This is a genomic window from Pseudomonas sp. RAC1, from assembly GCF_030658255.1.
Classification (GTDB): Bacteria; Pseudomonadota; Gammaproteobacteria; order Pseudomonadales; family Pseudomonadaceae; genus Aquipseudomonas; species Aquipseudomonas boreofloridensis.
This window is the reverse complement of the sequence record NZ_JAUTXS020000010.1, coordinates 99,147-105,275: the sequence shown is the minus strand read 5'-3', so window position 1 is coordinate 105,275 and position 6,129 is coordinate 99,147. Positions and strand designations below refer to the sequence as shown.

Annotated in this window: 6 protein-coding genes; 1 reads left to right on the top strand and 5 read right to left on the bottom strand. The window is 63.7% G+C overall.

The window, feature by feature from the left end:
• Nucleotides 1-537: 537 nt before the first annotated feature.
• Genes Q7C30_RS01815 through Q7C30_RS01795 form a run of 5 tightly spaced genes read right to left on the bottom strand, consistent with a single transcriptional unit; the run spans nt 538 to nt 5,372 of the window.
• Nucleotides 538-1,449, bottom strand: coding sequence for a LysR family transcriptional regulator (locus Q7C30_RS01815; protein ID WP_304484955.1), 912 nt, complete (start codon nt 1,447-1,449; stop codon nt 538-540).
• A 53-nt stretch (nt 1,450-1,502) separates the two neighbouring features.
• On the bottom strand, nt 1,503-2,471 hold the full coding sequence (locus Q7C30_RS01810; protein ID WP_317870440.1) for a lysylphosphatidylglycerol synthase domain-containing protein: 969 nt from the start codon (nt 2,469-2,471) through the stop codon (nt 1,503-1,505).
• Nucleotides 2,471-3,676, bottom strand: a complete 1,206-nt coding sequence (clsB, locus tag Q7C30_RS01805; protein ID WP_116888157.1) for a cardiolipin synthase ClsB — start codon at nt 3,674-3,676, stop codon at nt 2,471-2,473. Before clsB ends, Q7C30_RS01810 begins: the two co-directional genes overlap by 1 nt.
• Complete coding sequence (locus Q7C30_RS01800) at nt 3,673-4,458, bottom strand: endonuclease/exonuclease/phosphatase family protein (protein ID WP_039577566.1); 786 nt, start codon at nt 4,456-4,458, stop codon at nt 3,673-3,675. Before Q7C30_RS01800 ends, clsB begins: the two co-directional genes overlap by 4 nt.
• Nucleotides 4,455-5,372, bottom strand: coding sequence for a DUF72 domain-containing protein (locus Q7C30_RS01795; RefSeq protein WP_317870438.1), 918 nt, complete (start codon nt 5,370-5,372; stop codon nt 4,455-4,457). The genes Q7C30_RS01800 and Q7C30_RS01795 overlap by 4 nt, the downstream gene beginning before the upstream one ends.
• A gap of 197 nt (nt 5,373-5,569) precedes the next feature.
• Between Q7C30_RS01795 and Q7C30_RS01790 the strand changes: the two genes are divergently transcribed.
• Nucleotides 5,570-6,127: an ATP-dependent Clp protease proteolytic subunit gene (locus tag Q7C30_RS01790; RefSeq protein WP_317870437.1), complete on the top strand. Its 558-nt coding sequence runs from the start codon at nt 5,570-5,572 to the stop codon at nt 6,125-6,127.
• Nucleotides 6,128-6,129 lie beyond the last annotated feature (2 nt).

Here is a 6,129-nt window from a genome sequence, read left to right as displayed (position 1 = left end):
AGGGGCCATCCATGGCCCCAAGCGCTTGACGGGCATCCATGCCCGTCAACCCCCTCCATGCCACCTCTGCTCGGCCTCCTGAGGTCGCGATGGGCGGCGTCTGAACTGGCGCGCGCTTAGAAGCAGGGCGGTGGGGCAGATGTTCTGGAGCGCTGCGCGATCAAATCGCCGTTGCCGTTGCCGTTGCCGTTGCCGTTGCCGTTGCCGTTGATCTTGATCTTAGTGCGCGGTAGCCCAATCACCGCCAACCGCGACCTCAGGAGGCCGAGCAGAGGCGTTGCGCAGGGAGGTGACGGGCATGGATGCCCGTCAAGCGCTTGGGACCAGGAGGGTCCCTAAGCGCGGTCCTCCCGGAGCGACGCCGGCGCGAGGGGACCCCTGCGCGCAGCGCAGGGGCCGTATGCGGGAGCAAGCGGTTTTTGCCCCTCTTTTTTCCAAGAAAAAAAGAGGGTCGCCGTAAAGGCGAAAAGGTGACTAAAAATCAACAAAAAATTCAAAGACTTAACCAAATCCCCAAATCCCCAAATCCCCAAATCATCAACCCTCCCGCCGATACATCCGACACTCCGCCAATAACGCCAGTAAATTCGGCTCCCGCTCACGCGCCTTCAAAAACACCACCCCAATATCCTGCTGCAACCGATACCGCTCGCGCAGCGCAATCAACCTCACCCGATTCTCATACACCGCCGCAATCCGCCCCGGCAACAACGCATACCCCACCCCCGAACTGACCATGCTCAGCAGCGTGAAGATATCGTTCACCTGCATCGCCACCTTCGGCTCGAACCCCGCCTGGCCGAACACCCGCGCCCCGTCCCGGTGAGTCGCAAACCCCTGCGTCAGGGTGATGAACGTCGAGTCGGCCAAGTCCGCCAGATCCACCTCGTCCTGCTCGGCGAACGGCGAATCGCTTGGCACGGCCAGGAAGATATCGTCGGAAAACAACGCCAGGTGCGCGCAGGCCGGGTCCTCGATGCTCTCGTCGAGCGCCACCAGAATCGCATCGAGTTCGTGATTTTTCAGGCGATGCAGCAAATCCACGTTCGAGCCCAAGGTGAGATCGATATTCAGCTCACTGCGGCGCAGCTTCAGCCCCATCACCAGCTTCGGTACGGTCTTGACCGTCAGCGAGTACAACGCACCGAGCCGAAAGCGCTCGGCATAGAAACCGGCTGCCTCGCGGGTCTGGCGCACCATCTGCTCGGCGTCCTGCAGCAACTGGCGGGCCTTTTTCTCCAGCACGTAAGCGCTTTCCAATGGGATCAACTGGCGACCCTCGTGCTTGAACAGCGGGCAGCGCAGCGCGTTTTCCAGCGAATGAATGGCGCGGTGCACGCTCACCGCGCTGGTCGACAGCTCACTCGCCGCACGGCCCAAGCTGCCGCTGCGCATGAAGGCCAGGAACGTCTCCAGCTTCTTGAGGGTCAGTTCTTCGTCGATCAACATGCACCGCGCTCATTATCCGGGAGCGCCGATCATGCCACAGCCTGGGCCGACGATCAGCGCGCGTCCGCTTCCTGCGGCCGGTTCCGATCCTGTTGGCGCAACGCCTTGGCGCGTTTTTCCAGCACCACGTAAGCGATCAACGCGAGCAACAGCGGAATCAGGTAGTACAGCGTGCGATAGCCCAACAACGCGGCGACCAGCGTGCCCTGGCTCAATTGCCCGTGAAGCAGCGCCAGGAACACCGTTTCCAGCACCCCCAGGCCAGCAGGAATGTGCGCGACCACCCCAGCGATGCAACTGATCAGCAGAACACCCAGGATCGACGGATAAAACAGCGCGTGCGGCAGCAACAGATAGATCAGCGCCGCCATCAACGCCCAGTTGCTCGCGCCCAGGGCCACTTGACACAGCGCCAGGCGCCAGGATGGCAAGGTGATTTCGTGTCCACGAATATGCCAGGTGCGGCGCTTGGCGTACGCGCAGGCGAACAGGTAGGCGAGGGCGACGGCCACCATGGCCACGCCGATCAGTTGCAGACCGCTGGCGCCGACCGCCCAGCCCTCCGGCAACTTCACCAGGCGCAGGGCGAACACGCTGCCGGCCAGCAGCAGGTAGCCCATCCAGTTGGTCAGCAAGCCCAGCGTGAGGATCCGGGTGATGGTGGCGGTGTCCAGGCCCAGCCGGCCGTACAGCCGATAACGCAAGGCCACACCGCCTACCCAAGTGGTGAAATTGAGGTTGAAGGCATAGCACACGAAGGCCACCGGCAGCACCTGTCGGGCAGGTAGGCGGTGTCCGGTGTAGGCGCGCCCGAGCAGGTCGTAGCTGGCGAATACCAGGTAGCTGGTGAGCGCCAGCAACAGGCCCAGCGCCAGGGTTGCCGGGCTGTAGGCCAACAGCGACTGGCGCACCTCATCCCAGTCCAGATTGCGCGCCAGGGTATAGAGCAGGGTGGGTATGAGGATGATGAAGCACAGGGTCAGCACCCGCTTGCCCCAAACCTTCCATGACTTTTCGGCCATCAGACGTTGCCCTCGTGCAGCTCACCCTGTTCCTGAACCGAAGGCAGGACCGACTTCAAGCGCTGCCGATGAGCCGGGAACAGGCCCGCGATGCGCGGAAAATAGCGAGTGAAGTGAAAGCCCATGAAGATCAGCGGCGCTCGCCACCAGTAGCCACGAATCATGCGTTCCAGGGTGACTGGCTTGCACTGCTCGCCGGCCAGCTCGCTCAGGTGCTGGTACAACTGCTGGTTGAATGCGCGGTCGCGGATCATCAGGTTGGCTTCCAGGTTCAGCGACAGGCTCAAGGGGTCGAGGTTGCTGGAGCCGACGGTGGACCACTGCTCGTCCACCAGCGCGACCTTGCCGTGCAGCGGACGTCGACAGTATTCGTGAATGCGCACATCGTCGCGCAGCAGGTAGTTGTACAGCAGCCGCGAGATGGCTCGCACCCAGCGCATGTCCGGTTGGCCTTGCAGGATCAACGTCACCTCCACGCCGCGTCGAGCGGCATTGCGCAGCTCGCGCAGGAGTCGGTAGCCGGGGAAGAAGTAGGCGTTGGCCACCACGATGCGCCGCTCGGCCTGGCGGAACATCTGCAGGTACTGCTCCTCGATGTCGGTACGGTGACGGACATTGTCACGCTGCACCAGCGTGGCCTGCGCAGCGCCGGTGGGCGCGGTCACCGGCTCGACGGTGTCCGCGCGGTCCAGGACCGGGGCCATCAGGCGACGGCTGCTGGTATGAACCTGGGCCACCACCGGGCCGGTGACCTCCACGGCGTAGTCCTGCTTGGCCATGGGACCGAAGTCGCCCAAGTGATCGGCGCTGTAGTTGATGCCGCCGACGAACGCCCGCTGGCCATCGATGACCACGATCTTGCGGTGCAGCCGCCTAAACAGATTGGTTCGCATACCCGCCAGCATCGGCTGCGGGTCGAAGGCATGGAAGTGCACGCCGGCTTCGACCATCGAGGTGACGAAGGCGTCGGGCAGCTCGCCAGCGCCATAGCCATCGGCGACCACCTCGACCCGCACCCCGCGCTGGGCGGCGTCGATCAACGTCTGGCGCAACTGCTGGCCGACTTTGTCGTCGTAGATGATGAAGGTCTCCAGAAGGATTTCCGTGCGCGCGGCCGCCATCGCCTCGAATACGCGCGGGTAGTACTGCTCGCCGTTGATCAGCAGCTCGACATGGTTGCCGTCGACCCAGGATGGTTGCTTCAAAGGTTCACCTCCGCTGCGAGCGGTGCGTGGTCGGAGAGGTGCGACCAGGGGTATTTGGAGAGGACCTGCGCCTGGCTGGGCATGGCATTGCGCAGGTAGATGCGGTCCAGGCGCAGCGCCGGCCAGCGGGCCGGGAAGCTGCGCGCCGGAGTGCCGAAGCGTTCGCCGAAGGCTTCGACCAGGTGCTGGCTGAGCACGTCGTCGGCCTTCAGGCGCCAATCGTTGAAGTCGCCAGCGACGATCACAGGCGCGCTGGCCGGCAGGCTGTCGAGCAGTTCCAGCAGCAACTCGACCTGACGCTGGCGATGCGCTTCGCGCAGGCCCAGGTGCACACAGATGGCATGTACCTGGTCGTGCCCAGGCACGTCGAGGCGGCAGTGCAGCAAACCGCGTTCCTCGTTGCCCTTGATCGACACATCGAGGTTGCGATGGTCGAGAATCGGGAATTTCGACAGCAGTGCGTTGCCGTGGTCGCCGTGCGGATAGACCGCATTGCGACCATAGGCGAACTGCGGCCACATGCTGTCGGCGAGGAATTCGTACTGCGGCGTCTGCGGCCAGCCCGGATGCCGCTGGGCATGCGCGTGATGGCTGCCATGCACCTCTTGCAGGAACACCAGGTCGGCTCCGGTAGCGCGCACCGCTTCACGCAGCTCTGGCAGGATGAAGCGGCGGTTGAACGGCGCGAAGCCCTTGTGCACGTTGAGCGTCAGCACGTTCAGGCGACGCACGGCGGCGCGGGTGTCGACGGCGGGGCGGGGCTGGGTCAGCGGCTCGATCACAGCGGCACCTCCGTTTCCACGCCGGGCTCGGTGACCAATTCGCCGTCCAGTCCCAGCTTGCTCAGCAGGCGTCGCGCATCGAAGGGGGCGTGCACTTTCTGGTCATTGTCGAAATAGCAGTACACGTCGCGACTCATCCGCTTGCGCGGTGGTTTGCCCAGTACGCAGTGCGCATCGGCCGGCTGCTCGCCACGGCTCCAGGCCTGGATGCGCAGGCGCCAGTGGCGCAACGCCCGTGCGGTGTAGCCGCTGCTGTACAGCTCGACATCGCCATGCAGGCGCAGGTAGACGAAATCGGCGGTAATGTCTTCGACGCACGGCCACTTGCCTGCACTGTCAGCGACCACCAGGGCCACCTTGTGCTTGCGCAGCAGCGTGATGAACGCCTCGCACAGGAAGCTCTCATGGCGGATCTCGATGGCGTGACGCAGCGGTGCGTTGCCTTTGATGGCCAGGCCGCCGTTGTCTTCGAAGCGTTCGCTGCAGTGCCGTGCGCAGTCGCGCGCGGCTTTGCGGTCGCGCGGCAGATGCTCGAGGAAGTGGCTGAAGCGCGCCTCGTCGTATTTCAGGTTCGGCGGGAACTGCCAGAGAATGGGACCAAGCTTGTCGCCCAGCAGTAATAGGCCGGAGGCGAAGAAGTTGGCCATGGCTTCGTCGATGTCCTTGAGCCGGCGCACGTGGGTGATGTAGCGCGGTGCCTTGACCGAGAACACGAAGTCTTCGGGCGTCTCGTCGCGCCATTGCCGGTAACGTTCCGGGGTTTGCAGCGCGTAGAACGAGCCGTTGATCTCGATGCTGTTCACTGCACGCGAGGCGAATGCCAGCTCGTCGTCCTGACGCAGGCCTGAGGGGTAGAAGTCCTTGCGCCACGGAGCATAGCGCCAGCCAGAAATGCCGATGCGAATGTCGCTCACGGGGTCTCCTTGGAATCGGTCGATACAGTGTGTGCGACTGAAACGAAGGGGTGGGGGTTCCGAATGGATGGTCAGCGCGCGCTGGACGGTGCAGCGCCGGTCAGCGCCAGTCGCCGAGCGATGGTTCCGGGGAACTTTGCCGCAGCGCACGATTCCACCGAGAGCCGGATGCCCAAGGCGCCCGGACCACTCTGGAGGTGCTCATGGCCCGACATATCATCCACTTCACCGGCCCGATCAATTCCTCGACCTGCGGCAACTTGATCAACACCTGCTCGCGCGCTGTCCAGCAAGGTGCAGAGGCGCTACAGATCAACATCGCGACCATGGGCGGGGAGTGCAGCTACGGTTTTACTCTGTACAACTTCCTCCTGGCTCAACCGATACCGGTGCACACCCACAATCTCGGCACCGTCGAGTCGATGGGCAACATCCTGTTCCTGGCAGGCAGCCGGCGTACCGCCTGCCGCTACAGCAAGTTCCTGTTCCACCCGTTTCACTGGACGCTGCATGGCTCGGTGGACCATTCGCGCATGGCCGAATATGCCATGAGTCTGGACTACGACCTGAGGCTGTACGCCGAAATCGTCGCCGAACGCACGCAGGGATCGCGCGAAGACCTGGACGTCACCCGCTACCTGATGGCGTACCCGCGTATCCTTGGCCCCGACGAGGCGCTGGCCAGCGGGATGATCCACGCCATCGACGAATTGCCGCTGGCCGGTGACGTGGTGCAGTGGAGCGTGCATGCCTGAGG